This is a genomic window from Actinoplanes solisilvae, from assembly GCF_003999975.1.
GTDB lineage: Bacteria > Actinomycetota > Actinomycetes > Mycobacteriales > Micromonosporaceae > Actinoplanes > Actinoplanes solisilvae.
The window spans coordinates 354,358-381,229 of record NZ_RJAC01000004.1 but is presented as its reverse complement, the minus strand read 5'-3'; the positions used below and the strand labels follow the sequence as shown (position 1 = coordinate 381,229).

Annotated in this window: 22 protein-coding genes and 1 pseudogene; 10 read left to right on the top strand and 13 right to left on the bottom strand. The window is 70.8% G+C overall.

What is annotated here, in order from left to right; all coding sequences use genetic code 11:
- Positions 1–25: 25 nt before the first annotated feature.
- Complete coding sequence (locus EER30_RS15170; protein WP_127501063.1) at positions 26–508, top strand: DUF6584 family protein; 483 nt, start codon at positions 26–28, stop codon at positions 506–508.
- Here EER30_RS15170 and EER30_RS15165 read toward each other — a convergent pair.
- Entirely contained in the window at positions 505–1,449 is a 945-nt protein-coding gene (locus tag EER30_RS15165) for a DUF2332 domain-containing protein (protein ID WP_127501062.1), read from the bottom strand. The two genes, EER30_RS15170 and EER30_RS15165, sit on opposite strands and share 4 nt — an antisense overlap.
- A 30-nt stretch (positions 1,450–1,479) precedes the next feature.
- A complete protein-coding gene (locus tag EER30_RS15160; protein WP_127501061.1) occupies positions 1,480–2,721 on the bottom strand; it encodes a DUF2207 domain-containing protein in 1,242 nt (413 codons plus the stop codon).
- A gap of 231 nt (positions 2,722–2,952) precedes the next feature.
- Here EER30_RS15160 and EER30_RS15155 point away from each other — a divergent pair, with 231 nt between their 5' ends.
- On the top strand, positions 2,953–4,320 hold the full coding sequence (locus tag EER30_RS15155) for a hypothetical protein (RefSeq protein WP_127501060.1): 1,368 nt from the start codon (positions 2,953–2,955) through the stop codon (positions 4,318–4,320).
- Positions 4,321–4,325: 5 nt separating this feature from the next.
- Here EER30_RS15155 and EER30_RS15150 read toward each other — a convergent pair whose 3' ends face one another.
- Entirely contained in the window at positions 4,326–5,309 is a 984-nt protein-coding gene (locus EER30_RS15150; RefSeq protein ID WP_127501059.1) for an iron-containing redox enzyme family protein, read from the bottom strand.
- Positions 5,310–5,382: 73 nt separating this feature from the next.
- Between EER30_RS15150 and EER30_RS15145 the strand changes: the two genes are divergently transcribed.
- Positions 5,383–5,604, top strand: a complete 222-nt coding sequence (locus EER30_RS15145; protein ID WP_127501058.1) for a CDGSH iron-sulfur domain-containing protein — start codon at positions 5,383–5,385, stop codon at positions 5,602–5,604.
- A gap of 94 nt (positions 5,605–5,698) precedes the next feature.
- Here EER30_RS15145 and EER30_RS15140 read toward each other — a convergent pair.
- The 4 genes and pseudogenes from EER30_RS15140 to EER30_RS15125 form a co-directional block, all read right to left on the bottom strand.
- Positions 5,699–5,884: pseudogene (locus EER30_RS15140) on the bottom strand (AMP-binding enzyme); the annotation flags it as partial.
- A gap of 41 nt (positions 5,885–5,925) precedes the next feature.
- Entirely contained in the window at positions 5,926–7,137 is a 1,212-nt protein-coding gene (locus EER30_RS15135; RefSeq protein WP_127501056.1) for an acyl-CoA dehydrogenase family protein, read from the bottom strand.
- Between the two features lie 35 nt (positions 7,138–7,172).
- Entirely contained in the window at positions 7,173–8,072 is a 900-nt protein-coding gene (locus EER30_RS15130; RefSeq protein WP_349290869.1) for a MaoC family dehydratase, read from the bottom strand.
- 55 nt (positions 8,073–8,127) lie between these two features.
- A complete protein-coding gene (locus tag EER30_RS15125; RefSeq protein WP_127501054.1) occupies positions 8,128–9,450 on the bottom strand; it encodes a 3-oxoacyl-ACP reductase in 1,323 nt (440 codons plus the stop codon).
- 72 nt (positions 9,451–9,522) lie between these two features.
- Here EER30_RS15125 and EER30_RS15120 point away from each other — a divergent pair, with 72 nt between their 5' ends.
- Positions 9,523–10,803, top strand: a complete 1,281-nt coding sequence (locus tag EER30_RS15120) for an acetyl-CoA C-acetyltransferase (protein WP_127501053.1) — start codon at positions 9,523–9,525, stop codon at positions 10,801–10,803.
- Here EER30_RS15120 and EER30_RS15115 read toward each other — a convergent pair.
- Both EER30_RS15115 and EER30_RS15110 read right to left on the bottom strand, forming a co-directional pair.
- Positions 10,800–11,339: a dihydrofolate reductase family protein gene (locus EER30_RS15115; RefSeq protein ID WP_127501052.1), complete on the bottom strand. Its 540-nt coding sequence runs from the start codon at positions 11,337–11,339 to the stop codon at positions 10,800–10,802. The genes EER30_RS15120 and EER30_RS15115 overlap by 4 nt on opposite strands.
- Positions 11,340–11,350: 11 nt before the next feature.
- Positions 11,351–13,609 (bottom strand): putative bifunctional diguanylate cyclase/phosphodiesterase, encoded by a 2,259-nt coding sequence (locus tag EER30_RS15110; protein ID WP_127501051.1) that lies wholly within the window; start codon positions 13,607–13,609, stop codon positions 11,351–11,353.
- A gap of 206 nt (positions 13,610–13,815) precedes the next feature.
- Between EER30_RS15110 and EER30_RS15105 the strand changes: the two genes are divergently transcribed.
- Positions 13,816–15,405 (top strand): MFS transporter, encoded by a 1,590-nt coding sequence (locus EER30_RS15105; RefSeq protein ID WP_127501050.1) that lies wholly within the window; start codon positions 13,816–13,818, stop codon positions 15,403–15,405.
- Between the two features lie 22 nt (positions 15,406–15,427).
- Positions 15,428–16,039 (top strand): TetR/AcrR family transcriptional regulator, encoded by a 612-nt coding sequence (locus EER30_RS15100; RefSeq protein ID WP_349290868.1) that lies wholly within the window; start codon positions 15,428–15,430, stop codon positions 16,037–16,039.
- 477 nt (positions 16,040–16,516) lie between these two features.
- Here the strand turns inward: EER30_RS15100 and EER30_RS15095 are convergent, their stop codons facing one another.
- Positions 16,517–16,810 (bottom strand): hypothetical protein, encoded by a 294-nt coding sequence (locus EER30_RS15095; protein WP_127501048.1) that lies wholly within the window; start codon positions 16,808–16,810, stop codon positions 16,517–16,519.
- A 187-nt stretch (positions 16,811–16,997) separates the two neighbouring features.
- Between EER30_RS15095 and EER30_RS15090 the strand changes: the two genes are divergently transcribed.
- Positions 16,998–17,597, top strand: a complete 600-nt coding sequence (locus EER30_RS15090; protein ID WP_127501047.1) for a hypothetical protein — start codon at positions 16,998–17,000, stop codon at positions 17,595–17,597.
- A gap of 42 nt (positions 17,598–17,639) precedes the next feature.
- Here EER30_RS15090 and EER30_RS15085 read toward each other — a convergent pair whose 3' ends face one another.
- From EER30_RS15085 to EER30_RS49385, 3 genes are read right to left on the bottom strand one after another with little or no spacing between them, the layout of a single operon-like run.
- Positions 17,640–18,818 (bottom strand): ROK family transcriptional regulator, encoded by a 1,179-nt coding sequence (locus tag EER30_RS15085; protein WP_240670023.1) that lies wholly within the window; start codon positions 18,816–18,818, stop codon positions 17,640–17,642.
- Positions 18,819–18,848: 30 nt separating this feature from the next.
- On the bottom strand, positions 18,849–21,254 hold the full coding sequence (locus tag EER30_RS15080) for a glycogen/starch/alpha-glucan phosphorylase (protein ID WP_127501046.1): 2,406 nt from the start codon (positions 21,252–21,254) through the stop codon (positions 18,849–18,851).
- A gap of 45 nt (positions 21,255–21,299) precedes the next feature.
- On the bottom strand, positions 21,300–22,784 hold the full coding sequence (locus EER30_RS49385; protein ID WP_127501045.1) for a GGDEF domain-containing protein: 1,485 nt from the start codon (positions 22,782–22,784) through the stop codon (positions 21,300–21,302).
- A 197-nt stretch (positions 22,785–22,981) separates the two neighbouring features.
- Here EER30_RS49385 and EER30_RS15070 point away from each other — a divergent pair, with 197 nt between their 5' ends.
- The 3 genes from EER30_RS15070 to EER30_RS15060 all read left to right on the top strand — a co-directional run bounded on the left by EER30_RS15070 (position 22,982) and on the right by EER30_RS15060 (position 26,799).
- Positions 22,982–25,198, top strand: coding sequence for a glycoside hydrolase family 9 protein (locus EER30_RS15070; protein ID WP_127501044.1), 2,217 nt, complete (start codon positions 22,982–22,984; stop codon positions 25,196–25,198).
- Positions 25,199–25,484: 286 nt separating this feature from the next.
- Positions 25,485–26,057, top strand: coding sequence for a DUF2087 domain-containing protein (locus EER30_RS15065; RefSeq protein ID WP_127501043.1), 573 nt, complete (start codon positions 25,485–25,487; stop codon positions 26,055–26,057).
- 73 nt (positions 26,058–26,130) lie between these two features.
- Positions 26,131–26,799, top strand: a complete 669-nt coding sequence (locus EER30_RS15060) for a response regulator transcription factor (RefSeq protein ID WP_127501042.1) — start codon at positions 26,131–26,133, stop codon at positions 26,797–26,799.
- Positions 26,800–26,872: the final 73 nt, after the last annotated feature.

The following is a 26,872-nucleotide window of genomic DNA, read 5'->3' as shown; positions in this document are numbered from 1 at the left end:
GCCCCGATTCGGCACCATGATCGGCATGGGGAAGTCCGAGACCCTGCGCCGGGTCGACGCCGATCTGGCGCGGGGCCACACGCACCTGGCGCAGCAGCGGCTGGCCAGCCTGCTCGCCGTCCATCCGGCCGATCTCGCCCTGCGGGCCCGCCGCGCCGACATCTACCGCCGCGTCGGTGACTGGGCGCAGGCCGGGCGCTGGGGCTTCCTGACTGAGGACGCGTCGCCGGCCGAGGTCGCCGCCTTCGAGCGGGCGTGGCGCTCACCGTCGGCCCGGCTGCGCGCGCTGCGGCTGGCCGTCGACCCCTTCCGCGACCTGGGTCCGCTGGCCCGCGAGCGCTACCTCGACCTGGCCGACGCGGCGAAGGCCGAGAAGCCCGCCTCCCGCGACGACGACGGCGGCACCCTGACCTGCCTTTTCGTGACCGTAGGCCTGCTGCTCCTGCTGGCCGTCCTGGTGGTCGGCATCTGGACGTCCTTCGACTTCCTGCTCGACCTGTTCCGCTAGTCAGCGAACCAGTGCAGGGTGCGGCCGTGGCTCTGGGTCCAGGCCAGCGGCTTTCCGTCGAGGGCCAGGACGTTGTGGTGCAGGCCGTCGGGTGGCGGGGCGGGCACGCCGGGCAGGTCGATCGTGCCGGTGTCCTCGATCGAGATCCAGTGGACGGGTAGCTGCTGGACCAGGGCGACGAACTCGCGGCAGCGGGCCTCGGGGACCTGGTAGAGCACCGACGTGTGGAAGACGACCTTGGTGGCGTCGGCGGGGGCTTCGGCCAGCAGGGCGGGGAGGGCGTCGACGAGGTCGCCTCGTACGAGATGGGGTGGATCGGCCGCGGCTACGGCGAGGGCGGCCTGGAGGCGTACGTGACGGTCGTCGTGCTCGGGCCAGACGAGGGCTTCGAGCCAGGCCCGATCGGTCCCTGAGGTAACGTCGAGCGGGTTGAGGTCGAGGCCGGCCCGCCACACCACGTGAGGCAGGCGAGCCGGCGGGGTCAGGCCGGTCGTGGCGCATTCCAGCAGCGGGCCGCCGTCGCCGAGCGGGGCAGAGCCGTTGTAGGAGTACGAATACCGGTCGGGGTAGAGGTTGAGCCCGGCCGAGGCGCCGACCTCGATCAGCGCGAGGGGCTGGGGGAGCGCGGCCAGCACGGGCAGCAGCAGCGCGCAGCGCCCGGTCTCGTTCGTCTGGGTGGCCCGGGTGCGCAGCTCGGCGGCGACGGCCGTCCACTGTGCGGTCACGAAGGCACGGAACTCACCGGGGTCGGTGACCGGGCCGCCGAGCAGGCGCACGGCGGCGAAGAGCAGGTTCGGCTGGCGTTTCGGGGCGGGCACGCTGTCGAGCAGGGCGAGCAGCCCGGCGTCGCCGGCCACGGCGTGGGCCAGTCGCTCGTAGGTGGGGGAGGCGTCGCGGGCCTGCCGCGCGGCGAAGTCGAGATACCAATCGGCGACGGTCACTGCCGCATGATGACATGGCTCGAGGGCTGATCAGCTGTCACGAACCGACACGGTGGTCACCGTACGCACTCGGCGCGTCCACGGGCGTACGGAAATGGTCACCACGTCGCCGTCGGCGCACGGCTCGGCCGGGGGGAGCGGCAGCCCCCACACCTCGGCCGAGCCGGCGCCCTCGTCGAGCACCAGGTGGTCGAGCCACGGACGGTCGGGCGCGTCGTCGGAGCCCTGGTGCACCTTCCACGACTCGCGCCAGATGACCTCGCCGGTGACCGTGCGGGTCGAGGACACGTCGCCCAGCGCGCGGACCAGGATGTAGGCCCCGGCCGTGGCCAGTGCGACCGCGACGACGGCCGCGGGGAACCACCGGCCGAGGGCGTAATGGACGGCGGCGGCCCCGACCAGGAACCCGCCCGCGCCGGCCAGCAGTTCCGGCGTCGTGCGCCCGTGCCAGAACCGCGTCCGCGGATAGTGCACCCGCACGCGGTGCCACGAACCGCCCGTGGACGACCAGACCAGATTGCGGTCGCCCAGGCCCAGCGAGAACGAGGCGGGCGTACGGCCCAGGGCGATCCCGTACGCGGGTGGGCCGGACCGGACGGCGAGCCAGCGCGCGGCGGCTGCCCGGCCCGCGGGAGTGGCGTGATCGCCCAGGTCGTGCCAGCTGATCACGGCCAGCACGACGAAGACGAATATGCCGACGCCGACGCTGTGGGGTACCGCCCGGGCCGCCGCCAGCCCGGCGGCCGCGGCGAGCAGCGTGCCGACGGTCCGCGCCGTCCGGTTGACGCGCGGCTGAGAAAGGCCGGCTGCCCGCGCCTCGGCGAGCACGGCCGCCGCGAACCGCCGCGAGAAGGCCGACGCGTGGGCCGGGTTGCGGAAGGCGAGCGCGCCCAGCGGCACCTGATCACCGGAGACGTCCCGCACCCGGGCGAGGACGAGCCGCTCGTAGTCGCGCAGGTCGTCGTCGATCCCGTCGATCAGCGACACCGCCCCTGCCGGTGAGAGAACGAGGTGGCCGCGATCGACCAGGTCGTGGAGCACCGCCACGGGCGCGTCGGGCGAACGCTTCCACCGGTTGATCAGCAGGCTGACCACGGCGGGCGACTCGGGTCCGGGGGTTGTGCCGTCGGGCGCGGGGGACGGGAGCCTCGGCGTGGTGTGCCGGCGCCACCCGACGTACGCGGAAAGCCAGACGACGAACGCCGCGCCCACCGCGACCCAACCACCCACGCTGCCCCCGATCATCTCGTCCCGGACCGCCATCTTGATCATCTCCGGGTGGATGTTCGTGCCCGTGGCGACCGATTGACGAACGCGTGAACAGGCACTGACCGACGGTGACCGCGGCCATAACGCGGGCTGTCACGTTCCTGCGAAACTGCAGGCCGCGACGACGCTGTCCAGGACCGTCGGAGAGCTGCGTTGACCCAGCTCACACCGGGGTCGCGTTTGCCGCCAGGGAGGCCGGGTAGCGAGGCCGCAACTCTGGGGGGAGTGATAGCGGTGACGATCTTCGAGACCAGGTCGGAGCCACGGGGCGGGTTGCCGATCGACCGGGTCGTGTGTGCCGAGAGTCTGTGCCGGGTTCTGCTGTCGACCGTGTCGGGGACGGTCGGGGGATGGGCGGCCCGCACCCCGCTGCTGGGGCGGCGCGGGCACCTGCCACCGCAGCAGCGGCAGTTCGAGCTGGCCCGCGACGCGTACGCCGAGGCCGTGCCGCACGAGGCAGCCGGTTCGATCGACGCCGAGGCCATCGCCGAGTGGGTCGTCGGGCACTACCGGGAGGCCGTCTATCCGTCGGTGCTGTTCGGATCGCCGCACGGGTCGGCTGCTCACCTCGCCGTCGCGCTCGGGGCGGCCTGGCTGCCGACCACCGTTCCGCTGACCCTCACCTGGCCGGGCGGCTCGCCGGGAGACTGGCCGGGCGCGCTCGAGTGGGGTGCCGCGCTGGCCGCGAAGATCAACCAGCGGAATCCGGGGATAACCATCCGGCAGGTCCACGACCCGATGCGCGGCGGGCCGTTGTGCGGGGCAACCGTGCGGTTCCACCTGCGCTGGCTGACGCTGCCGGCCGCGTACGAGCGCTTCCTCCGTACCCGGCTCGTGCCCGGCGGCAGCACCCTGCTGCTGCGCGACCTGCGCACCTGGCCCGTGATGGCTGTGACCGACAGGCACGGCTTCCAGGTCGGCAGCCCGGTCGCCGGCGGCCGCCCCGAGGACTATTCGATCGGCAACCCCGAGTTCCGGCTGGCCCTCGAGGGCATGAACGTGACGAACTGGCCCGCCCTCGACCCTGAGATCCCACCCCGGTACGCCGAGAGGTCCGGCGAACCGTCGCTCGGTGTCGATCTGGCCAAGCTCGTGCTGCGGTCGCACCGCCTGCTCTACGCGCGCCCCGAGACGCTCAGCGCCTGCGTGGCCGACCTGATGCGGCAGTGGCGGCACGACGCCGGTGTGCGCTGCGTGATCGAGAGCGGCCGGTTGCTCGATCCGTGGATGGCGCGGGCGTGCGGCATGGTGCCCTACTGGAGCGAGTCGGCCGCGCGCTCGTCGGTCGAGGCGGCCGAGATGTGGCTGGCCGGCAGCGGCCGGTTCGACAGCGTGACCGTGCTGCCCGAGCCGCCTGGGCACGTGGGCGAGCGGGTCGCGACACTGTCGCAGTGGCGGTCGCTGGCCTCCTTCGGCCGCGCGCGGGAGCCGGTCGACCGGTTCGCGGCGAGCCGCTACCCGACGCTGCCGGTCGCCACCGGGCACGCCACCCGCATGCTGGCCGGCGCGACCCTGTGCCCGCTCCCGCCCGCCATGACCATGCCGTACGCCCTGGACCGCCTGCAATTGTCCGGAGCCTCGCTGGGCATGCTGTTCAGCTGACCGTTTCAGGCGGTGATCGGTTCGCACCCCACCGGGCGCAGCGACGAACGGCCCCGCGACCACGCGTCCAGGACCGAGGTCGCCCACTGCGCGTCGACCAGCAGCGCGCAGCGGGCGCCGAACAGCACGTCGCCGGCCAGGGCGGGTTCGGCGGCGGCGAACGAGCCGCACAGGTCGTGCAAGGCGATCTGCTCGTGCACCGCGTCGGCCTCGACATGCTCGTCGTAGAACGCGGTCGCGTCCGCGTCGCCGCCGAGCCGCCGCAGACCGTTGGCGTACGACCGATTGGGCAGCGAGGACGTCATCTCGTACGCGGCCAGGTGTCCCAGCAGCATGCCGCGTTTCGCGCGGTGCAGGCCGAACAGCGACATCAGGTTGTTGACGGCCAGCGTCGGCGCGCCGACCTCGTCGACATGGGCCCCGTACGTCACGTCGAGTCCGAACCACCGCATGGTCCGCTTGAAGAGCTCCTGGTGCATGCGCGATTCGACCCCACCGCCGTACTCGTCGGTCTGGATCTCGATCAGGGCGGCCTTGGCCCGGCCGGCGAGGCGCGGGATGGCCCACGTGTGCGGATCGGCCTCGCGCAGGTGATAGACCGAGCGGTGGGTGACGAACTCGCGGAACTGCTCGTGGGTCGCCCGGCCCCGCAGATATCCGGACAGACCGGGGCCGTCGTCCTCCCTGACGATCTCGGCGAGCTGAGCGGGAATCGAGGCCGGGTCCGTTCCGCCCGGCGGCTTCCCGGGCAGCTCGGCGAAGAAGCGCTTCTCGGCCGCCGCGCGCAGGCGCAGCATGCCCGGGTCCCACTCCCAGCGGTCGTCGACCCCGTCCCACCCGCGATAGGACAGCTCGTAGCAGACGAAAAGGGTCAGGTGCAGGTCCTCGGCACCGCCGAAGCGGGCGAAGGCCGGCAGTTTCGAGGCACGGCCCCGGAGCACGTCGATCAGCGCCGCCGAGACCGGCCCGCGCGCCACAGGAAGTTGCATGGCAGCAAGCTTCCCTCTGTGCCAGGACGTAAACGGATCGTTTCAGCCCCAGCTCAGGGGGCATTGCGCCGCCATGAGTTCAACGATCGTTCCCTACGAGGACGGGCCGCTGATCGTCCGCGGTGACTTCGAGATGCGAACGCCCGACGGGGAACTGATCGACCCGGGGCGCGGCACCATCGCGCTGTGCCGGTGCGGCAAGTCGGCCACCAAGCCGTTCTGCGACGGCACCCACAAGGCGATCCGCTTCCGGGCGCCGGCCGACCGCGAGACTCCTGCGCCACGTGCGGGTTAGGGAGTTTGTCGGCCCGTGAGCGGGGTGGCCCTCGGCGGCCGCGGTCGAACGGCGGGGCGCTGGGGCTACCCGTCAGCTGAGGGCAGTTTGCAGATCATTCCTGCGCTGGGGGCAGCTCGCGTTTCACGACTTTGCCGGTCGCGTTGCGCGGGAGGGCGGGCAGGAACACGACGTCGCGAGGGACGCTGAACCGGGCCAGGTGCGCGCGGACGTGATCGCGAACGGCGTCGGCCGGTAGCTCGGCCCCGTCATGGAGAACGAGGTAGGCGGCGAGCCGCTGGCTGCGCGAGTTGCTCGTTTTCATGAGTGGCGTTGTGTTCATCAGCGGATCTGGCGGCCGGTGATGGCTCGGGATATCACCAGGCGCTGGATCTCGGAGGTGCCTTCGAAGATTGTGTAGATCTTGGCGTCTCGGTACATGCGTTCTACAGGGTGGTCTCGCAGGTAGCCGGCTCCGCCCAGGATCTGGACGGCCTTCTCGGTCACGGCGACCGCTACCTCGCCGGCCTTGAGCTTCGACATCGAGCCCTCGCCGGCGTGGAACGGGCGGTCGTTGCGGCCCATCCAGGCGGCCCGCCATACCAGCAGGCGGGCGGCGTCGATCTCGGTGCGCATGTCTGCCAGTGTGAACGCGATCGCCTGGTTGTCCACAATCGGGCGGCCGAACTGCACGCGGTTCCGCGCGTATTCGAGCGAATACTCGTACGCCGCGCGCGCGATGCCGAGCGCTTGCGCGCCGACGGCCGGGCGGGACAGTTCGAATGTGCGCATCGACGCCTGCTTCGCCGAGCGCTGACCTTCGCGGGCCCGGGCGAGGCGCTCGTCGAGGGCCTCCTTGCCGCCGAGCAGACACGCGCCGGGGACGCGCACGTCGTCGAGGAAGACGTCCGCGGTGTGCGAAGCGCGCAGTCCGAGCTTGCGGAGTTTGTTCGTTGCGGCCAGACCGGGTGTTCCCGGGGGCACGACGAAAGCGGCCTGACCGCGTGCGCCCAGCGACGGGTCCACCGACGCCGTCACCACATGCACGTGAGCGATGCCGCCGTTGGTGGCGTACGCCTTCTGGCCGTTGAGCACCCACTCGTCGCGCGCCTCGTCGTAGACCGCGCGCGTGCGCATCGCGGCCACGTCGGAGCCGGCCTCGGGTTCGGTCGAGCAGAACGCGCCCACCTGCGGATCGGTCTCGTCGCCGAAGCATTGCGGTACCCACTCGACCAGCTGCTCGGGCGTGCCGGAGCCGTAGATCGCCGCGACCGCCAGCGAAGTGCCCGAGAGCGCCATCCCGATACCGCCGTCGCCCCAGAACAGTTCCTCGTTGACCAGCGGCAGCGACAGCCCACTCATGTCCGCCCAGGTGTTGACGAGGAACTCGAAGCCGTACAGCCCGATCTTGGCGGCCTCCTGCAGGACCGGCCAGGGCATCTCCTCGCGCTCGTCCCATTCGGCCGCGGCGGGCCGGATCACGCCCTCGGCGAATCCGTGCACCCACTCCCGCAGCTCGTTCTGCTCCTCGTTGACGTCGAGCCAGAACTCCATGAGACGCCCTCCCGTGCGGGTTATTGGGCGGTACGTTACTCAGGCGTAACTTGCCCCGCAAGATGCGTTTTCTTCCCCAACAAGAGGAATGTTCCGCCGAGAGGTTGCGGCGCGGGGTCGGGGGTTGTCGCGGCGGGGTTCGGCACCGTCGCGCTCTGCCAAGAGAAGCTGACTCGGGCGGGAAGCAAGATCGGCTGCCGGAAGCGGACGTCCACGGTGTAGCGCTCGGGCAGACGGCCCTCCAGCGCGGCCAGGCAGCGCGCCAAGCTCCACATGCCGTGCGCGATCGGGCGCGGGAAGCCGAACAATCGCGCACCGATCCGCGAACTGTGGATCGGGTTGCGGTCGCCGGACACTTGGGCATAGTCGGTCCCGACCCGGGCGGGAACACGCCAGACCGCGGCGGCGGCGGCGGGCGTGGGCGTGTGACCAGAGGCGACGTCAGCCGCGTGACCGGGCGAGTCATCGGGCGGCGAATCAGAGACGCGGTCCGCAGCTGGTGACGCCGTATCGCGGCGGGCGGGCTGCTTCTCTTTCGACAGGTAGGTCGAGACGCTTGTCCACACCTCGTCGCCGTCGCAAGAAGCGGTCGCGACGATGTCGACCTGCCGGCCCCGCTCATGAGCGCGCAAGTTCTCCGCACGAACGCTCAAGTCGTAGGCGGATCCCGCGTCGAGCGGCTCGGAAACCGTGATCCGGTTGGCGATGTGCACGAGCCCGATCGCCGGGAACGGGAAATCGGGCGCCGTGAGCAGTCGCATGGCCAGCGGGAACGCCAGCACGTGCGGATAGGTCGCCGGCAGTTGGTCGTTCAACCGGAAACCGCAGACCCGGTCGTACGCCGCCAGGTGCGAGCGATCCACCTTGACACCCCGCCGCACCAGCGTGACGCCGGTCAAACCCGCACCGCGGCGCCGGGGGATCAGCCCCACCACCGCCCGCAGCGTGCTCGACCCGACCGCGGGCCCGACTTCGACGACGGTCATCGGGTCACGCCCCGAGCAGGCTCTGCCCGCAGACCCGGACGACGTTGCCCGTGATCGTGCCCGACCCCGGCGAGGCGAACCACGCGATCGTCTCGGCCACGTCGACCGGCAGCCCGCCCTGCGACAGGCTGTTCATCCGCCGTCCGGCCTCGCGCAGCGTCACCGGCATCTTCGCCGTCATGGCCGTCTCGATGAACCCCGGCGCCACCGCGTTGATCGTGATGCCGCGTTCGATCAGGCCGGGCGCGCTCGACTCGACCAGCCCGATCACCCCGGCCTTGCTGGTCGCATAGTTGGTCTGCCCCCGGTTGCCCGCGATCCCGGCGATCGACGACACACCCACGATGCGACCGCCCGCGCGCAGCAACCCGTGGGCCAGCAGCGCGTCGTTGATGCGCGACGGCGCCACCAGGTTGACCGCCAGCACCGACGACCACCCGTCCGCGTCCATCTTGGCGATCGTGCGGTCGCGCGTGATGCCCGCGTTATGCACCACGATGTCGAGCGGCCCGCTCAGGTACGACGCCAGTCGCTCGCCGGCTTCCGGCCCCGTCAGGTCGAGCTGCAACGCGCGCCCGCGCACGTCGTTGGCCACGCCTGCCAGCGCGTCTCCCGCGGCCGGCACGTCGAGCGCGATCACTTCGGCCCCGTCGCGGGCCAGCACCCGGGCGATGGCCGCCCCGATCCCGCGCGCCGCCCCCGTGACCAGCGCGGTCTTCCCGGCCAGGGGTCGCTGCCAGTCGGCCGGCGCGGGCGGGTTCCCCGCTCCGATCGTCACCACCTGACCAGAGACGTACGCCGACCGCCCGCTGAGCAGAAAACGCAGGGTCGACTCGAGAGCGCCCTCGCCGCCCGGCTCGACGTAGACGAGCTGGCTGGTGATGCCGCGCCCGAATTCCTTGCCGATGCTGCGCGTCAGCCCTTCGAGCGCGCGCTGCGCCGTGGCCTCGTGCGAGCCCCCGACCGACGACGGCGGCGTGCCCAGCACGATGACCCGCCCCGACCGCAGCAGGGACCGGGCGACCGGATGGAAGAAGTCGTAGAGCTCGCCCAGCCGGGCCGGATCGGTGATGCCGGTCGCGTCGAAGATCACCGCGGCGTGCGGACCGTCCGGTTCGTCGAGGGTGTCGACGGCTGCGCCGGCGAGCACCTTGCGCACCTGGTCGCCGAGCCGCCCGCCCGGGGCCGCGCCGATCAGCACCGGCCCGTCGGTCAGCGGGTCGCCCGGCCGGTAGCGCCGCAGCCGCGGCGGGTCGGGCAGCCCGAGCCGCTTGACCAGGCTGCGCCCGGGACCGGAGTTCGCGAAGCTCGCGTACCTGTCGCCCATGCGCCGCAGCCTACTCGGGCCCGCCGGTTGTAAGCTACTGGACGGTAATCGACGCACCCCCTGGAGGCAGCAGTGCCGACGACCGTACGCCGTGTAGCCGTTATCGGCGGCAACCGGATCCCGTTCGCCCGGTCGAACGGCCGCTACGCCCAGGCGTCGAACCAGGACATGCTGACCGCCGCGCTCGACGGCCTGGTCGCCCGCTACGGCCTGGCCGGTCGGCGGCTCGGCGAGGTCGCCGCGGGCGCTGTCCTCAAGCACTCGCGCGACTTCAACCTCACCCGCGAAACCGTGCTCGGTTCCCGTCTCGACCCGCGCACCCCGGCGTACGACGTTCAGCAGGCCTGCGGCACCGGGCTGGAGACCGCGATCCTGGTCGGCAACAAGATCGCGCTCGGCCAGATCGACGTGGGTGTGGCCGGCGGCGTCGACACCACCTCGGACGCTCCTCTGCAGCTCAACGACGACCTGCGCCGCGGGCTGCTCGCGCTCAACCGGGCCCGCAGCCTGCCCGCGCGGGTGAAGGCGGCCGCGAAGCTCAACCCGCTGCTCGCGTTCCGCCCGGACGTGCCGCGCAACGCCGAGCCGCGTACGGGACTGTCGATGGGGGAGCACGCCGCGATCACCGCCCTGCGCTGGCACATCGCCCGCGACGCGCAGGACGAGCTCGCGCTCGCCTCGCACCAGAAGCTGGCCCGGGCGTACGAGACGGGCTTCTTCGACGACCTGATGACGCCCTATCTCGGGCTGAACCGCGACGCCAACCTGCGCGCCGACACCAGCCTCGAGAAGCTGGCCAGGCTGCGGCCGGTCTTCGGCACGACCGACGCGACCATGACCGCCGGCAACTCCTCGCCGCTGACCGACGGCGCGTCGACCGTCCTGCTCTCTTCCGACGAGTGGGCCGAGGCGCACGGTCTGGCCGTGCAGGCCTATCTGACCGACAGCGAGGTGGCCGCGGTCGATTACGTGCACGGCGACGAGGGTCTGCTGATGGCCCCGGCGTACGCGGTGCCGCGCATGCTGGCTCGCAACGGCCTCACGCTGCAGGACTTCGACTTCTACGAGATCCACGAGGCGTTCGCGTCGCAGGTGCTCTCGACGCTGGCGGCCTGGGAGTCGCCCGAGTTCTGTAAGGAGAAGCTCGGCCTCGACGCGCCGTTGGGCAAGATCGATCGGGCCAGGCTGAACGTCAACGGCTCGTCGCTGGCCGCCGGTCACCCGTTCGCGGCGACCGGCGGCCGCATCGTCGCCACCCTGGCCAAGCTGCTCGCGCAGAAGGGCTCGGGCCGCGGCCTGATCTCGATCTGCGCGGCCGGCGGCCAGGGCGTCGTGGCGATTCTGGAGCGCTAGACAGGCACGTAGCGCTGCACGACTGAGCCGGACGGGAGCTCCTTGCGGCTCACGAGCTTCAGGTCGACGAGCTTCGACAGGCCGGCGAACAGCGTGGGGCCGTACCCGGCGATTCGAGGATGGACGACGAACTCGTACTCGTCGATCAGGCCGAGTTCGGCCAGCGCCAGCGGAAGCCGTACGCCCGAGGTGAAAAGGAAGCCGCCCGGCTGCTCCTTGAGTCGTTCGACTGCCGGGCCGAGGTCGCCGCGGATGAGTTCGGCGTTCCAGTCGACGCTCGGCAGCGTGCTCGACACGACGTACTTCCGGGCCGCGCCGATCGTTCGGGCGAAGGGTTGCATCCACTCAGGTCGTGGCACGTCCGGGCGCCACGCCCCCTGCATCATCTCGTAGATCACCCGGCCGAACAGGAGCGCGTCGGCCCGGGCGAGGTTCTCGGCGTGGTGACGGTGCAGGTCCTCGTTGGCCAGCCCGGCCTCATGATGGACACAGCCGTCCAGGGTGACATTGATGGAGTACAGAAGCGATCTGGTCACGGTCAGTCAGCCTAGGCGACCGCCACCGGCTCGTCAGCCCGCGACGGCAGCAGCACCTTGCCGAAGTCGGCGGCGGGCATCGGCTTGCCGAACAGGTAGCCCTGGCACGATGGGCAGTCCGCCGCGCGCAGCGCCTGCCAGTCGGCCGGGTCCTCGACCCCCTCGGCGACCACGGACATGTTCAGCGAGCTGGCCAGCCACAGCACGGCCTGGATGATCGAGGCCTTCTTCGCGTCGGCGGACAGGCCCGCCACGAACGAGCGGTCGAGTTTGACCACGTCGGCGGGGACCGACTGCAGCCACGTGAGCGAGCTGTAGCCGGTGCCGAAGTCGTCCAGCGCGATCCGTACGCCCAAGCTCTTGATCGTCTCGAGGCGCTCCCGGACGTCGAGCGAGGAGCCCAGCAGGGCGGTCTCGGTGATCTCGAGGACCAGGCGGGCCGGGTCGAGCGTCGGGTGCGACGACAGCAGGCCGGCCAGCATCGGCACGAAGTCGGGCTCGGCGAGCTGACGCGGGCTGACGTTGACCGACACGTAGCCGAGCTGCTCGTCCCACTCGAGCAGATGCTGTACGGCCAGGCGCAGCACGTGCTCGCCGAGCGGGATGATCATCCCGGTCTCCTCGGCGGCCGGGATGAACTGGATCGGGCCGAGCAGCTCGCCCCGCGGCGTACGCATGCGCACGAGTGCCTCGGCGCCGACGATGCGCCCGGTGTCGGTCGCGACGATCGGCTGGTACCAGATCGGCAGGGTCTCGTCGAGGTTGCCGGACAGGGCCTCGCGCAGGCGGGCCTCGGCCGCGATCCGTTCGCGGACCTTGACGCGCATGTCGTCGCTGAAGCTCTGCATGCGGCTGCCGCCCGCGCGCTTGGCCGCGTACATCGCGGTGTCGGCCGACAGGACCGTCTCGTCGGCCTGCTCGGGCGTGACGCCGGCGGCCAGGCCGAGGCTGAGCGAGACCTGCAGGTGCCCGTCGCCGAGCTCGAGCGGCTCGGCGAACGCACCCAGGATGGCGTGGCCGACCCGGGCGCCGGCCTCGGGACCGCCGGCCAGCGCGACCACGAACTCGTCGCCGCCGAGACGGGCGACCAGCGCGTCGGCCGGGACAGTGGCCCGCAGCCGGGTGGCCAGCCCGCGCAGCAGCTCGTCGCCGGCCGCGTGCCCGGCGCCGTCGTTGATCGACTTGAAGCGGTCGACGTCGAGGTAGATGACGTTGACCGGACGGGTGCGCGAGCTCAGCAGCTGGGCGAGGTCGTTCTCGAAGGCCGAGCGCGACAGCAGTCCGGTGAGCGCGTCGTGGCGTACCTGGTTCTGCAGCTCCTCCTGGTGGCGGCGGCTCGCGGTGACGTCGATGCAGTGCACGAAGATCGCGCTCGGCCCGCCGTCGCGGTCACGCAGGGTCGTGCCGTGCACCTCGACCCAGAGCAGCTCGCCGTTGTCCTTGCGGCGGTACTGACGCAGATGGACCGAGGAGCCCTCCTGCCGCACGAGGGTGTCGAAGACCGCGGAGCCCGGTTCGGCCGGCTCGATCGGCAGCTCGGTGACCAGGAACCCGGCCCGCAGCGGCTCGTCGGGCAGGCGCATCCACTTCCGGTACGCCGAGTTGGTCCGCAGGACGCGGCCGTCAGGATTGAAGATCGCCATGGGTACGGGGGTCTCGTCGAACGCCACGGTGAGCTGGGCCTGGCTCTCGGCCAGGTTGTCCTGCGCGCGCTTCTCCTCGGCCTCGGTCAGGCGCCACGCGACGACCTGGAACGCGGCCGCGAACAGCACCGCGACGCCGTGCACGAGGGCCCAGAACAACGGGTGCGTCTGCGCGCTGTGGTGGCCGTACGTGAGGTCGGCGTCCACGACCCCGAAGAGGGCGTGGTGGGCCGTGGTGAAGATCAGGAACACGCCGAACGGCGCCCAGTCGCGGTAGAGGGCGAGGGCGGCGATGGCGATGAAGAAGGTGAAGTGCGCCTCGGTCTGACCATGCGTCAGCGCCACGAAGGCCGCACAGGCGACGGTGAAGCCGAACGCGACGAAGATCGAGGGCAGCCGGCGCCCGCGCATCGTCGCCGCGGCCACGACGCAGGGCAGCACCAGCAGCACCATCCAGGTGGTCAGGTTGGTGCCCAGCTCCGCGCGCAGCGCGCCGAAGGCGAGCAGCGCGACCATGCTGGCGGCGAGCAGACGAGTCATCAGGCGATGACGCCCGGCCCAGTCCTCGTCGCGCAGCCCGCCGCCGGTCGGCAGCCAGCGGACCAGCGCGTTCGTCCCAGTCACCATGTGCTCAATGTCGGCAGGGTGGGTTGTCATCTGCGGGATAGCGCGGAAGCGATCCGGTTGCCGACGATCCGGTTGCCGGCCGGTTCGCTCGCCGAGTGTGACCGTCGGCACATTTCGATACGGAGACGTTCCGTTTCGCTTCTCGGCGGCGTTAGTGTGCCTATCGGATACGGAACGGGTCCGTATCGAAAAATGGGGGAACGCTCGTGGACGCACCCGCGACCACCACCGCCGGACATCCCCGGCGCTGGCTCATTCTCGGTGTACTGGTCATCAGCCTGCTGGTGGTCGTGCTCGACAACACCATCCTCAACGTCGCGCTGCGCACGATCGCCGACCCGGAGCACGGGCTCGGCGCCACGCAGAGCCAACTCGAGTGGGCGATCAACTCGTACACTCTGGTCTTCGCCGGTCTGCTGTTCACAGCCGGCATCCTGGCCGACCGCCTCGGCCGCCGCATCACCCTGACCGTCGGCCTCGCGATCTTCGCGATCGCCTCGCTGATCTCCAGCTACGCCAGCTCGCCGGGCCAGCTCATCGGGGCCCGCGCGCTGATGGGCCTGGGCGCCGCCGCCGTCATGCCGGCCACGCTCTCGATCATCGCCAACGTCTTCACCCCGACCGAGCGCCCGCGCGCGATCGGCATCTGGGCCGGCTCGGTCGGCCTGGCCGTCGCCATCGGCCCGCTGCTGGGCGGCGTACTGCTCGAGCACTTCTGGTGGGGCTCGGTCTTCCTGATCAACGTGCCCGTGGCCATCGCCGGCGTGATCCTCGTGAGCATCCTGGTGCCCGAGTCGCGCGACCCCAAGCCCGGCCGCATCGACATCCTCGGCGTCCTGCTCTCGGTCATCGGGCTCAGCCTCCTCACGTACGGTGTGATCGAGGGCGGCGAAGCGGGCTTCGGCGACATCAAGTCGTGGGGCACGCTGACCGTCTCGGTGATCGTGCTGACGGCGTTCGTGGTGTGGCAACTGCGCGCCAAGTTCCCGTCGCTCGACGTGCGGTTGTTCCGTAACCGCACCTTCTCGGCCTCGACCGGCATGATCGGCCTGGTCTTCTTCGCCGCGATGGGCTCGATGTTCTTCGGCGCGTTCTACCTGCAGCTCGTGCGCGGTCTCGGCCCGCTGGCGTCCGGCGCGCTGTTCGTCCCGTTCGCCGTCGGTCAGCTGATCTTCGCCCCGCGCAGCGCCGCGATGGTCAAGCGGTTCGGCCCCAAGGCGGTCAGCACCGTCGGCCTGCTGCTGGTCGCGCTCGGCCTCGGCGTCTGGCTGTTCATCGGCCAGGACACCCCGATCTGGCTCGTCGGCGCGGCGTTCTTCCTCATGGGCGTCGGCATGGCCAACGTGATGCCGCCGGCCACCGAATCGATCATGGCGGCGCTGCCCCGCGAGAAGGCGGGCGTCGGCTCGGCCGTCAGCAACACGATCCGCCAGCTCGGCGGCGCGCTCGGCGTGGCCGTCCTCGGCGCGATCCTGTCGTCGGTCTACCGCAGCAACCTCGGCACGGCGGCCGACGGCTTCCCGGCCCAGGCGGCCGACGCGGCCCGCGAGTCGATCTCCGGAGCGTACGGGGTGGCCGAGCAGGCCGGCGCGGCCGGTTCGGCGCTGATCCAGTCGGCGAACGCGGCCTTCATCCACGCCATGCACTACGCGTCGATCGGCTCCATGGTGTTCGCGGTGCTCGGCGCCGTGGTCGCGCTGATCTGGCTCCCCGGCAAGCGCCCGGCCGACGCTCCCGCCCCGACCTCGGCGGAGGGTCTCGCCGAGGAACAGGGTGTGGAGCTGGTCGAGGCATGACGCGTCAGTAACAATGAACGCCATGACCACGGCCTCCGTGGCCGGCCAGGAACGCAAGTCGCCTGGCCGGCCGCGCAACGCGCTCGCCGACGAGGCGATCCTCACAGCGGTGCTCGACCTACTCAGCGAAGGTCAAGCCGTCGCCGCCATCTCGATCGAGGCCGTCGCCGCCCGGGCCGGCGTCGGCAAGGCGACCATCTATCGCCGCTGGCCCAACAAGGAAGCCCTGATCATCGACGCGGTCGCGGCGATGAAGGGCCCGCTGCCCGAACTCGAGGGAGTCTCGGTCCGCGACGACCTGGTCACCCTGATCAAGGCGAACCGGGGCGGCGGCAAGACCAGCCACAGCGTCGGCAAGGTGACCGCCTGCCTGCTGCCCGAGCTGCTCCGCGACGACACGATCCTGCCCATGTACCAGGGCGTCGTCGAGCCGCGCCGCGAGGTGATGCGCGGCGTCCTGCGCCGAGGCATCGAAAGCGGCGAGCTGCGCGACGACCTGAACATCGAGCTCACCCTGCTCATGCTGACCGGCCCGTCGATGGTCCAGGGCCTGTTCCGCTGGGACCCCAAGGTGCCCGACGACGGCTTCGTCGAGGCCCTGGTCGACGCCGTCCTGCGGGGCGCCGCAGCATAGGACCCGGGCGTGGCCTCCCCGCCACGCCCGGCCCGCTCTCCCCGGCCCGGCGCCTTGTCGTCCCTCGCCCCGGGCTGCCCCGCACACCCGGCTCTCCTTTCCTTCCCGCGGCGCGGCTTCCCGCGGTTCGGTATCCCTTGCCTGGCCCGTACGCTCACCGCCCTGCTAAGTACGAGCGTCCTGCCGGGAGCTACGGTTTCGACGCACCACGGCTGCTCGTCGTACCAGCCGTGCTGATTGTCGCGAGCGTTGCGCAGGCGGTGCTGAGCGGCAGTGCCTGGCCGCTGATCGGGGCTGGGCTGATCGGCCTGTGTTGTGCGATCGGGCTGTACACGTCAAAGTTCGCCGTCTGGGGCCGGCTGCTCGACGGGTTGCCGCAAGCCCGGCACCTGAGGGCCGCCGGTCGCCGCCGGTCGGGAGAACTCGGCGGTCCACGCCGACCGGGATCGCCCACTCTCCGGGGTTCTCGCCTTCGGGCTACTTCTTTTTCTTGCGCTTCTCTTCTTCTGTGTTCGACGCGCTGGCGGCCATCCTGTATGCGGCGTCCGGATGCCGCGGGCAATACGGGTCGTGCGTTGTCGAGGTATGGCAGTCGGGGCAGGAATAGCCTCGCATGGCAATGAATGAACTGTTCGGATCATAAGAACGCCTGGGCTCATCGGACATGTGTTTCTCCTGACGTCGCGAGTCCGGTGCGACGCGGTGATCTTCGATTCGGTACTTCCGGCAGGATGCCATGATGGTGGCATTGCCGAATTCGCGTTCGAGCACCGCTCAGATGAGGTTAACCATGCATGACCGGAGCGCAAGTCGCCCGACCGGACTACAGCCCGTTTCCGATCCGGGACCGAGCAGCGCCTTTCGTCGTCCGGAGTGGCGAAAGCCGGCGCCTCTCGCGTACGGTCATGCGATCGAGGCCGCGACTACGGTCGCGTCGCCACTGCTCGCCGGATTCTCGGTGACATTCGTGGGAGTCCTGGGCGCCGACGCGGATAAATTCAGGTGGCCCGGGCTGGCCATGTTGTCCTCGCTGTGCGCGGCGATCCTCCTGGTCGGGGCGGTCCAGTGTGGATTTCGCGCCCGCCAATACCTGTATTCACCGGCGGACGTCGACGAGTGGTGGACTCCGGCGGATCTCACGGTGGCCGGCCGGGCCGAGCGCCTCCGAGCGGAGCAGCATACGGCGTTCGAATCCTGGCAATTGTGGGCGGACCGCAGCCGGGTCTGCTACAACCTCGGCATCGTGCTGTTCGCTGTCGCCGCGGCAATCACGATAGCGCCGCCGCGCGCGGCCGGCCCCTCCGACACCTGGTTTCGCTGGTTCGGCGCGGCGATTGCCATGAGCGCGGCGATTGCGGAACTGATCCTCGGAACGTTTCTGCCGATGATCCGTCGCCGACTGGGCCGCATGCGCCAAGCGCAATCGGTGACAGCGGATCTCTCCCCGCCGCTCGCCGGCGATTCCGAGGCGGTTCACGGTGATCAACGTCGGCGCGCCTCACCCGTTTGGATGAAATGGCCGTTCACTCGTTCGGGCGGCGTCGACAATCCTCCTTGAGGGGAGGCCGATGCTTGCGTCCAGGAACGGTGAGAGAACGGTTTACGCGGCGGTCAGCGGATCGGCCAGGAGGTCGGCGAAGCCGAGGTCGGCGGCGCCCATCAAGGTCGCGTCCTCGGCCAGGGCCGAGACGCACAGGCGGGCCCGTTCGCGGGAGACGGGCATCGCGTGGCGGGCTATGCGGGCGGCTACCTGAGGGGCGGCGGCCACGTAGACGTCTCGGAGCATGCCGCCGAAGATGACGACGCCGGGGTTGAACAGGTTGATCAGGTTGGCCACGCCTATGCCGAGCCAGTCGCCGATCTCGGCTATCGCGGAGGCGGCGGCCGGGTCGCCGGCCCGGGCGTCGCGGGCGACGGCTCGTACGGCTGAGGCTCCGCTCTGGCCGGGGGTGCGGCCCGCCGCCGCGAGCAGCGCGTATTCGCCGGTCTCGGCCTCGAGGCAGCCGCGCGAGCCGCACAGGCAGGGGCGGCCGTCGACCGGGTTGACCAGCATGTGGCCGACCTCGCAGCCGTAGCCGCCGTCGCCGCCCAGCAGCTTCCCGCCGACCAGGATGCCACCGCCCACGCCGACGTCGCCGTGCAGGTAGATCAGGTCGGGGACGCCCACCCCGGCGCCCCGCTCGTACTCGGCCATCGCGCCCAGGTGGGCCTCGTTGCCGACGGCGACCGCGCAGCCCAGGTCGAGAGCCTTCGCCAGTTCGGTGCCGAAGGCCTGGTCGACCCAGCCCATCTCGGGGCCGTAGCGCACCATCCCGTCGCCGGGGCGGATCATGCCGCAGTACGAGGCGCCGATCCCCACGCAGGTCGTCCCGGGCGGCGCCGAGGACACGAGCTCATGGCCGAGCGAGACCAGTTTCCGTACGACGGTGTCCAGGTCGACTCCGGTTCGGCTGCGGGGCGCGGACCGGCGGCCCAGGATGTCGCCGCCGAGCCCGACCCGTGCCGCGGTCAAGCGGTCGACGGCCACGTCGAACGCGAGCACGTAGACGCGGGGCGACGGGCGCACCACCAGCGACGGCCTGCCTGCCCGGGTCGTACCGGCGGGGTGTTCCTCGCTGACGAGACCGGCCGCCACCAGCTCGGCCGTGAGCGCGAGAATCGTGCTGCGGTTGACGCCCATCCGCTCGGCCAGCACGGCACGCGAGAGCGGCCCGCTCACATGCACGTGGTGGAGCAGGGTTCCGAGGCTCGGCCGGTGTCGATGCATCTCACCGGTCATCAAACGCGCCCCGGAACCCGTTGCCAAGAGCTAATTGCGCACGCGTACGGGTGATGCGTGCCAGACGCGGTCGAGATAGTCGGCGACGGTGCGGTCGGAGGAGAAGAACCCGCTGCCGGCCGCGTTGAGGATCGACATGCGTGTCCACCGCTCCTCGTCCTGCCAGGCGGCCGCGACCCGGTCCTGCTCGTCGACGTAGGCGCGGTAGTCGGCCAGCGTGAGGTATTCGTCGCGGTCGAGCAGCGACCCGGCCACCCCCTGCCCGACCGCGCCGAAGTCGCCGCCCAGGATCGCGTCGATCGCCGCCCGCAGTTCGCCGTCGGACGTGTAGTAGGCGCGCGGGTCGTAGGCCGAGGCGCGCAGGTCGGCGGCGGCCGAGGCGTCCAGGCCGAACAGGAAGAAGTTGTCGGCGCCGACCCGGTCGCGGATCTCGACGTTGGCGCCGTCGAGCGTGCCGATCGTGACCGCCCCGTTGAGCGCGAGCTTCATGTTGCCCGTACCGGAAGCCTCCTTGCCGGCCATCGAGATCTGCTCGCTCAGGTCGGCCGCCGGGATGATCTTCTCGGCCAGCGTCACGTTGTAGTTGGGCGGGAAGACCACGCGCAGCAGGCCCGCGGCGGCCGGGTCGGCGTCGATCGTCGCCGCGACCGCGTTGATCAGGTGGATGATCGCCTTGGCCGCGTGGTAGGCCGGGGCGGCCTTGCCGGCGAACAGGATCGTGCGCGGCACCCCGAAGCGGGACGGGTCCGACTTCAGCCGCTGATAGAGCGTGATCACGTGCAGCAGCTTCAGTTGCTGACGCTTGTACTCGTGGAACCGCTTGATCATCACGTCGAGCATCGCGTCCGGGTCGCCGAGCCCGAGCGCCTGCTTGGCCAGCCGTTTCTCGACCCGCCACTGGGCGCGGAACGCGGCGTCGTCGGCCAGCGGAGCCAGGCCCTCCAGCAGTGACAGATCGGTGAGCCAGCGGTCGCCGTCGAGCGCCGAGGTGATCAGTTTCGACAGTCCGGGGTTGGCCAGCCGTATGAATCGGCGCGGCGAGACGCCGTTGGTCACGTTGCGGAACCGGTCGGGCCACAGCGTCGCGAAGTCGCTGAACGTGGTCGAGGCGAGCAGTTTCGAGTGCAGTTCGGCGACGCCGTTGACCGCGAACGTGCCGGTGACCGCGAGGTTGGCCATGCGCACGCGGCGCTCGGGGTCCTCCTGGATCAGCGACATCCGGCGTACGCGGTCGAGATCGTCGGGGAACGCCGCGCGGACCTCGTCGAGCAGGCCCTCGTTGATCCGATAGATGATCTCCAGGTGGCGGGGGAGAAGCCGGCCCAGCATCGCGACCGGCCACGTCTCCAGCGCTTCGGGCAGCAGGGTGTGGCACGTGTACGCGAAGGTCCGCCGGACGATGTCCCAGGCGCGCTCCCAGCCGAGGCCCTCCTCGTCGACGAGCAGCCGCATGAGCTCGGGGATCGCGAGCGTCGGGTGCGTGTCGTTGAGCTGGATCACCGTCTTGTCGGCGAACACGGCCCAGTCGTCGTTGCGGAACCGGAAACGGCGGATGATGTCGCGCAGCGAGCACGACACCAGGAAGTACTGCTGCTTGAGCCGCAGTTCGCGGCCCGATTCGGTGCTGTCGTCGGGGTAGAGGACCTTGCTGATGTTCTCGGCGTGCACGGCCTGCTCGACCGCCTCGACGTACATGCCCCGGGAGAAGCGGCCCAGGTCGAAGGACTCCTGGCAGGCGCGAGCGCGCCAGAGCCGTACGATATTGACGGTCTCGGTGCCGTAACCGGGGACCAGCAGGTGGCTCGGCTCGCCCTCGACGACCTCGCCGGGCTGCCAGCCGTCGGGCCCGACCGTGCCGTAGAAGCCGACCCGGTGGCGGTCGTCGGGCGCCGGGAACTCCCACGGATTGCCCTGGAACGCCCAGTTGTCGGGCTGCTCGACCTGCTCGCCGTCGCGGAACGCCTGCCGGAAGATGCCCAGGTCGTAGTAGATGCCGTAGCCGACCGCGGGGATGTCCATCGTGGCCGCCGAGTCGAGCAGGCAGGCGGCCAGCCGGCCCAGACCGCCGTTGCCCAGGCCCGGCTCGACGTCGAGCGCGGCGACCTCGGCAGGATCGAAACCGAGGGCCTTCAGAGCCGCGGGGGCCAGCTCGGTCGTGCCGCTGTAGAGCAGATTCTGTTCGAGCTGGGGACCGAGCAGATACTCCGCGGACAGGTAGTAGACCCAGCGCGGGTTGCTCTCGTAGTGCGCGGCGGCGGTGCGCGCCCGGCGAGCGGCGAGCCGATCACGAACGGTCAGAGCGAGAGTCTCGTAGGCGTCCTGAGCGCTCGCCGATTCGACGGTGGTGCCGCGGCGGTAGTAGAGGTTGCTCAGCAGATCCCGCTCGAACTCCGCCGGGGTGCTCCCGAGAGGCCGCAGGCCGTTGCGTAGGTCCATAGCCGCACCCTGCCGCACTTTGTTCGGGGGAGGCTATCGCTGCGGTTACCTTCCGACGAACCTCACACTCTCGGTGACGCGGTTGCGGCCGGCGTTCTTCGACGCGTAGAGGGCCCGGTCGGCCGCGAGCACCAGCTCCTCGGCGTCGGTGCAGATCGACGGCAGGCCGGCGACGCCGATCGAGACGGTGACGCTGTGCACCCTGTGCTCGCCGACGGCGATCGGGGCCATCGCGATCGCGCGGCGGATGCGTTCGGCGATCTCGGCGGCCGTCTCGGGACCGGCGCCGGGCAGCAGCACCGCGAACTCCTCACCGCCGTAACGAGCGGCCAGGTCACCGGGGCGGATCACCGCGGTCAGCCGGTGCGCGAGCTCCACCAGCACCCGGTCGCCGCCGTTGTGACCGTACGTGTCATTGACGTTCTTGAAGTGGTCGAGGTCGAGCAGCAGCAGGCCGACCTCGCTGCCGGAACGGGCGGCCCGCGCGACCTCGGCGTGCAGGGACTGCTCGAAGAAGCGGCGGCTGCGCAGACCGGTGAGGCCGTCGGTGATGGCGGCGTGGCGCTGGGCCCGCACCAGGCCGGCCATGCGGGCGAGCACGAGCAGGAAGAGCACGTTGCAGACCAGGCCGGCGACCAGGACGTGCGGGGTGGCGCCCCGGAGGAACTGCACGGACATGGTGGTGGGGGCAATGACGGCGGCGACGGCGAGAATGGCGAGCCGGCCGGGGCTGGCGTCGGGGGTGGCGGCGGAGGCGCGGGCCACGAGCTGGGGCGCCGACGGGTGCAGCATCGCGGCCGAGAGCAGGAACGCGGACACCATCCAGACCATGTCGAGATAGTTGCCCGCCTGGTAGGTGCCTTCGAGGCTCTGGACGCTGTAGATGGTGTCGGCGTAGAGCATGAGGCCGAGGTAGATGCCGACCATCCGCAGCGCGGTGCCGCGCGTGCCGGCCCCGAGCACGAGCCGCGCCCCGACCGTGATGATCATCAGGTCGCCGAGCGGGTAGAGCACCGAGACCAGGGTTGCCACGTCCCGGGTGCTGCCGGTCAGCGTGGGCACGACGACGAACTCGAAGATGAGGTAGCCGACGCTGACGGCCACGATGCCGGCGTCGATGGCGCTGCTGAAGTCCCAGCCGGGTGAGCGTTTGCGCACGGCGACCAGGAAAGCGGCGGCCATGAACAGATACGAGGAGAGGTACGCGACATCGGCTGCGCTCGGGTAGGCGACCTCGCCCTCGACGAGCGCGAGGAAGTAGAAGATCAGATCGCCGGTGACGGAGGCGGCCGACGCCGCGGCGAGCAGCAGGGCCATGCCGGCCATCGCGCGGTGCCGGCGAGCGGTGACCAACGACGCGATCATGAGGGTGGCGTTGGCGCTGACGTAGGCGGCCACCTGCGGGCCGGCCCAGCTCGGGCCGAGCTCGAGGAACAGGAAGTAGAGGCCGATGACGACCGAGCCACCGGCGAGCAGGACGTGCCAGCCGGCAACATGCCTGTTCAGGACGGCGGTATGCGCATTAGCCACGACACCAGGTTTCACCGCCCGGGGTGCGGCCCAGGCCCCGCCGGGTTGCCGCCCGGTTGTTTCCCGCTTCCGGCAGTCCGCTTCCGGCGGCCTGCTTCCGGCAGGCTGCTCCCGGCAGTCCGCTTTCCGCGCCCTGATCTTGAACAAGCTGTTTCCGGTGCGTTGACACGGAGTCACCGGGCTATCAATATGTTTCCATGTCTCTTTGGGAGCGCTCCCGAATTGTGGCCGTTTGCGGGGCGGCTGTGGTGCTGGCGGCTTTCGTCGCGGCGCCCGCGGCTTCGGCGGCTGAGGTCGAGCAGGTGGTCAACGGGGGGTTCGACAACGGCACCGATCCGTTCTGGGCCAACGCGGGCATGACGCTCGCCGCGAGCGACGGCCGTGCCTGCGTCGACGTGCCCGGTGGGACCGCGAACAAGTGGGACGCGATCGTCGGCCAGAACGACATCGACCTGGTCGCGGGGGAGAGCTACCGCTTCTCGTTCGACGCGAGCGGCGACCCGGGGCGCGGCGTGCGGGCGGTGGTCGGGCTCGCCGTCGACCCCTACGACACGTACTTCGAGCAGTCGCCGGTCGTCGGCGGGCTCCAGCACTACTCGTGGACGTTCACGGCGAGCACCACGACCGCGCAGGGACAGGTCGCCTTCCAGCTCGGGGGCAGCGCCGAGCCGTGGCGGTTCTGCGTCGACAACGTGTCGCTGGTCGGGGGCGTGCCACCGGAGGTCTACGAGCCCGACACCGGCCCGCGCGTGCGGGTCAACCAGGTGGCGTACGTCCCGAATGGGCCGAAGGCGGCAACCGTGGTCACCACGGCGACCAGTGCACTGCCCTGGCAACTGCGCGACTCCGGTGGACGCGTCGTCGCGCACGGACGCACAACCCCGCGCGGTGTGGACGTTTCATCCGCGCAGAACGTGCACTCGATCGACTTCGGGTACTTCGGTCGCAAGGGCACGGGCTACACGCTGACGGCGGACGGCGAGACGAGCCGCCCGTTCGACATCGACGCCTCGGCGTACGCGAAATTGCGCTCTGACGCTTTGAAGTTCTATTACACGCAGCGCAGTGGCATCGCGATCGACGACGCGCTGCGCCCCGGCTACGGCCGACCGGCCGGGCATGTGGATGTCGCGCCCAACCTCGGCGACGGCAACGTGCCCTGTCAGCCGGGTGTGTGCGACTACCGGCTCGACGCGCGCGGCGGCTGGTACGACGCGGGCGACCACGGCAAGTACGTCGTGAACGGCGGCATCTCGGTGTGGGAGCTGCTCAACGCCTATGAGCGCCACCCGGGCGTACGCAAGGTCGGTCTGACCGTGCCGGAGAGCGGGAACCGGACGCCGGACGTGCTCGACGAGGTGCGCTGGGAGCTCGAGTTCCTGCTGCGCATGCAGGTGCCGGCCGGGAAGCCGTACGCGGGCATGGCCCACCACAAGATGCACGACGCCGCGTGGACCGGGCTGCCCCTGTTGCCCCACCTGGATCCACAGCCCCGCGAGCTGCACCCGGTATCCACAGCCGCGACGCTCAATTTGGCCGCTACTTCTGCACAGGCTGCGCGTTTGTACAAGCCGTTCGACCCCGCCTTCGCCAAACGCGCATTGGCGGCGGCGCGAACCGCCTATGCGGCGGCCAAGGCCAACCCCGCGCTGTACGCCCCCGAGTCCGACGGGGTGGGCGGCGGCGCCTACAACGACGCGAAGGTAAGTGACGACTTCTACTGGGCGGCGGCCGAGCTGTTCCTCACCACGGGGGAGAGGCAGTACTCGGCCGACGTGCTCTCGTCGCCCGAGCACACCGCCGACGTGTTCGGCGCCGGCGCCTTCGACTGGGGGAACACGGCGGCCGCGGGTCGCCTGGCGTTGGCGCTGGTGCCGAACCGTTTGCCCGGCCTGGCCGCGGTGAAGGCGTCCGTGGTCGCGGGCGCCGAGAAATACCTGACGACCCAGAGGCAGCACGCCTACGGGGTGCCCTACGCGCCCGCGAACAACATGTGGGACTGGGGTTCGAACAGCATCATCCTGAACAACATGGTCGTGATCGCCGCCGCGCACGAGCTGACCGGCCGCGACCGCTACCGCGACGGCGTGCTGACCGGCCTCGACTACATGTTCGGCCGCAACGCGCTGAACATGTCCTATGTGACCGGCTACGGCGAGGTCAGCTCACACAACCAGCACAGCCGCTGGTACGCCAGGCAACTCGACCCCGCCCTGCCCAACCCGCCCGTCGGCACCCTGTCCGGCGGCCCCAACTCGTCGATCCAGGACCCGTACGCCCAGAGCAGGCTGACCGGCTGCGTGGCCCAGTTCTGCTACATCGACGACATCCAGTCCTGGTCGACCAACGAGCTGACCATCAACTGGAACGCACCCCTGGCCTGGATCGCCGCCTACGTGGCCGACCTGCGCTGAACGTCAGTGATCCGCCCGGCCCTTTCCGGCTTGATCGTTCTCTGGATACCTGATGTGGGCGCCTCGACGACGTTCCAGGGGCCTGGATCAATGACCTCGGATCGATCATGCGCGGGCAAAGACCTGAAGTCGGGAACCGCCGTCCCGCTTGGGCGGACCGTTTGCCGGCGCGACGGGCGGCACCGCGCCGGAAAGCGGCTCGTGGTTGAACACGGAAAGATTTAGACCGGACGTGCGGGCGGAAATGGGGGTGCGCGGGCCGGGCCGGTGAGCCTACGGTGACGGGATGTCGACCGAAGCCGCGCAGGCCGCCGAGATCCTCAGTCAGCTGGCCACGCCGTTGCGGCTGCGGGCGTTCGCCGAGCTGGTCCACCGCGGGGCTGAGGGGGCTTCGATCGCCGAGCTGGCCTACACGATCGACGTGCCCGTGCAGACCGCCGGTGAGACCCTGGCCCGGCTGGTCGGCGCGGGGCTGGCCACGGGCACCGGCAACGGCATCTATCGCGCCTCGCCCGGCGTTCTGCGCGAGACGGCCATGGCGCTCGACCGGGTGCAGCCGATCACCGTCCACCTGCACGACTATCCCCAGTTGCGCGGCAACTTCACGCACGGCCGCCTGACGAGCATGCCGCCGACGCTCAGCGAACGCTACGAACTGCTGGGCGAGTTGCTGGCCCGCTTCCTGCGACTCGAGGGCCTGCACGACGAGGACGAGATCAACCGCCGCCTGTCCGAGGTCACCGACGACACGGCCGCGGTGCGCCGCATGCTCGTCGAGACCGGCTGGCTGGAACGCGACCGCGCCGGCACCACGTACGGGCCCGGCCGGCGCATCCCCGAGCAGGCCCGCACGTCCTGAGCCGGAAGCGGGCGGTACGACCGTTCTGAGCAGGCAACCTGCGGAACGGCCGGTTCCTGCACATCATGGTCACATGGGTGATGGTGCGACCGCGCGGAGCGAGACGACCGGCGGGCTTCGGGTTCTGATCGTGGACGGCGAGCAGGCTCTCGCCCAGGGCCTGGCCGAGGCGCTGGGCCGCCTGCCCGGGGTTGCCTCGGCTCTGGCCGCCCCCAGCCCGGCGGCCGCCGCCGGCCTGCTGGGCGACGAAGCCCTCGACGTCGTGGTCGCCGCCACTGACGGTGGCGATCCGGCCGGACTGCTCGGCGAGTTGGACCGGCACTGCCCGGCGGCGGCGGTCGTGGCGATCTCCGGGGACGCCGACGTGGAACGGGTGACCGCGGCGATCCGGGCGGGCGCGGTCAGCTGGGTGCCAAAGCAGGCCGGCCTCGACCGGCTGGCCGAGGTGGTGGCGGGAGCCGCCCGTGGCGAGGCCTGGTTGCCCGCTGACATGCTCGCCCTCGTGTTGCGGCGGCTGGCCGGCCGCGGACCGAACCCGATCGACCGGCTGACCGCGCGGGAGCAGCAGGTGCTGCGCTACGCGGCGCGCGGGCTGAACCGGCGGGAGATCGCCGAGCGGCTCGACGTCTCGGTCAATACCGTGCGCAGCCACTCACAGCACATGCTGAGCAAGCTCGGCGTGCACACCACCCTCGAAGCCGTAGCGCTCGTGCTGAAGGACGGCGACGTCAATTTGCAGTAGTCCCCGTGCACGTTGCCCGACACCCTCGGTCACCGCAGAGTGGCGGCAAACGTCGGTCGGAGGCGAGGGAGCG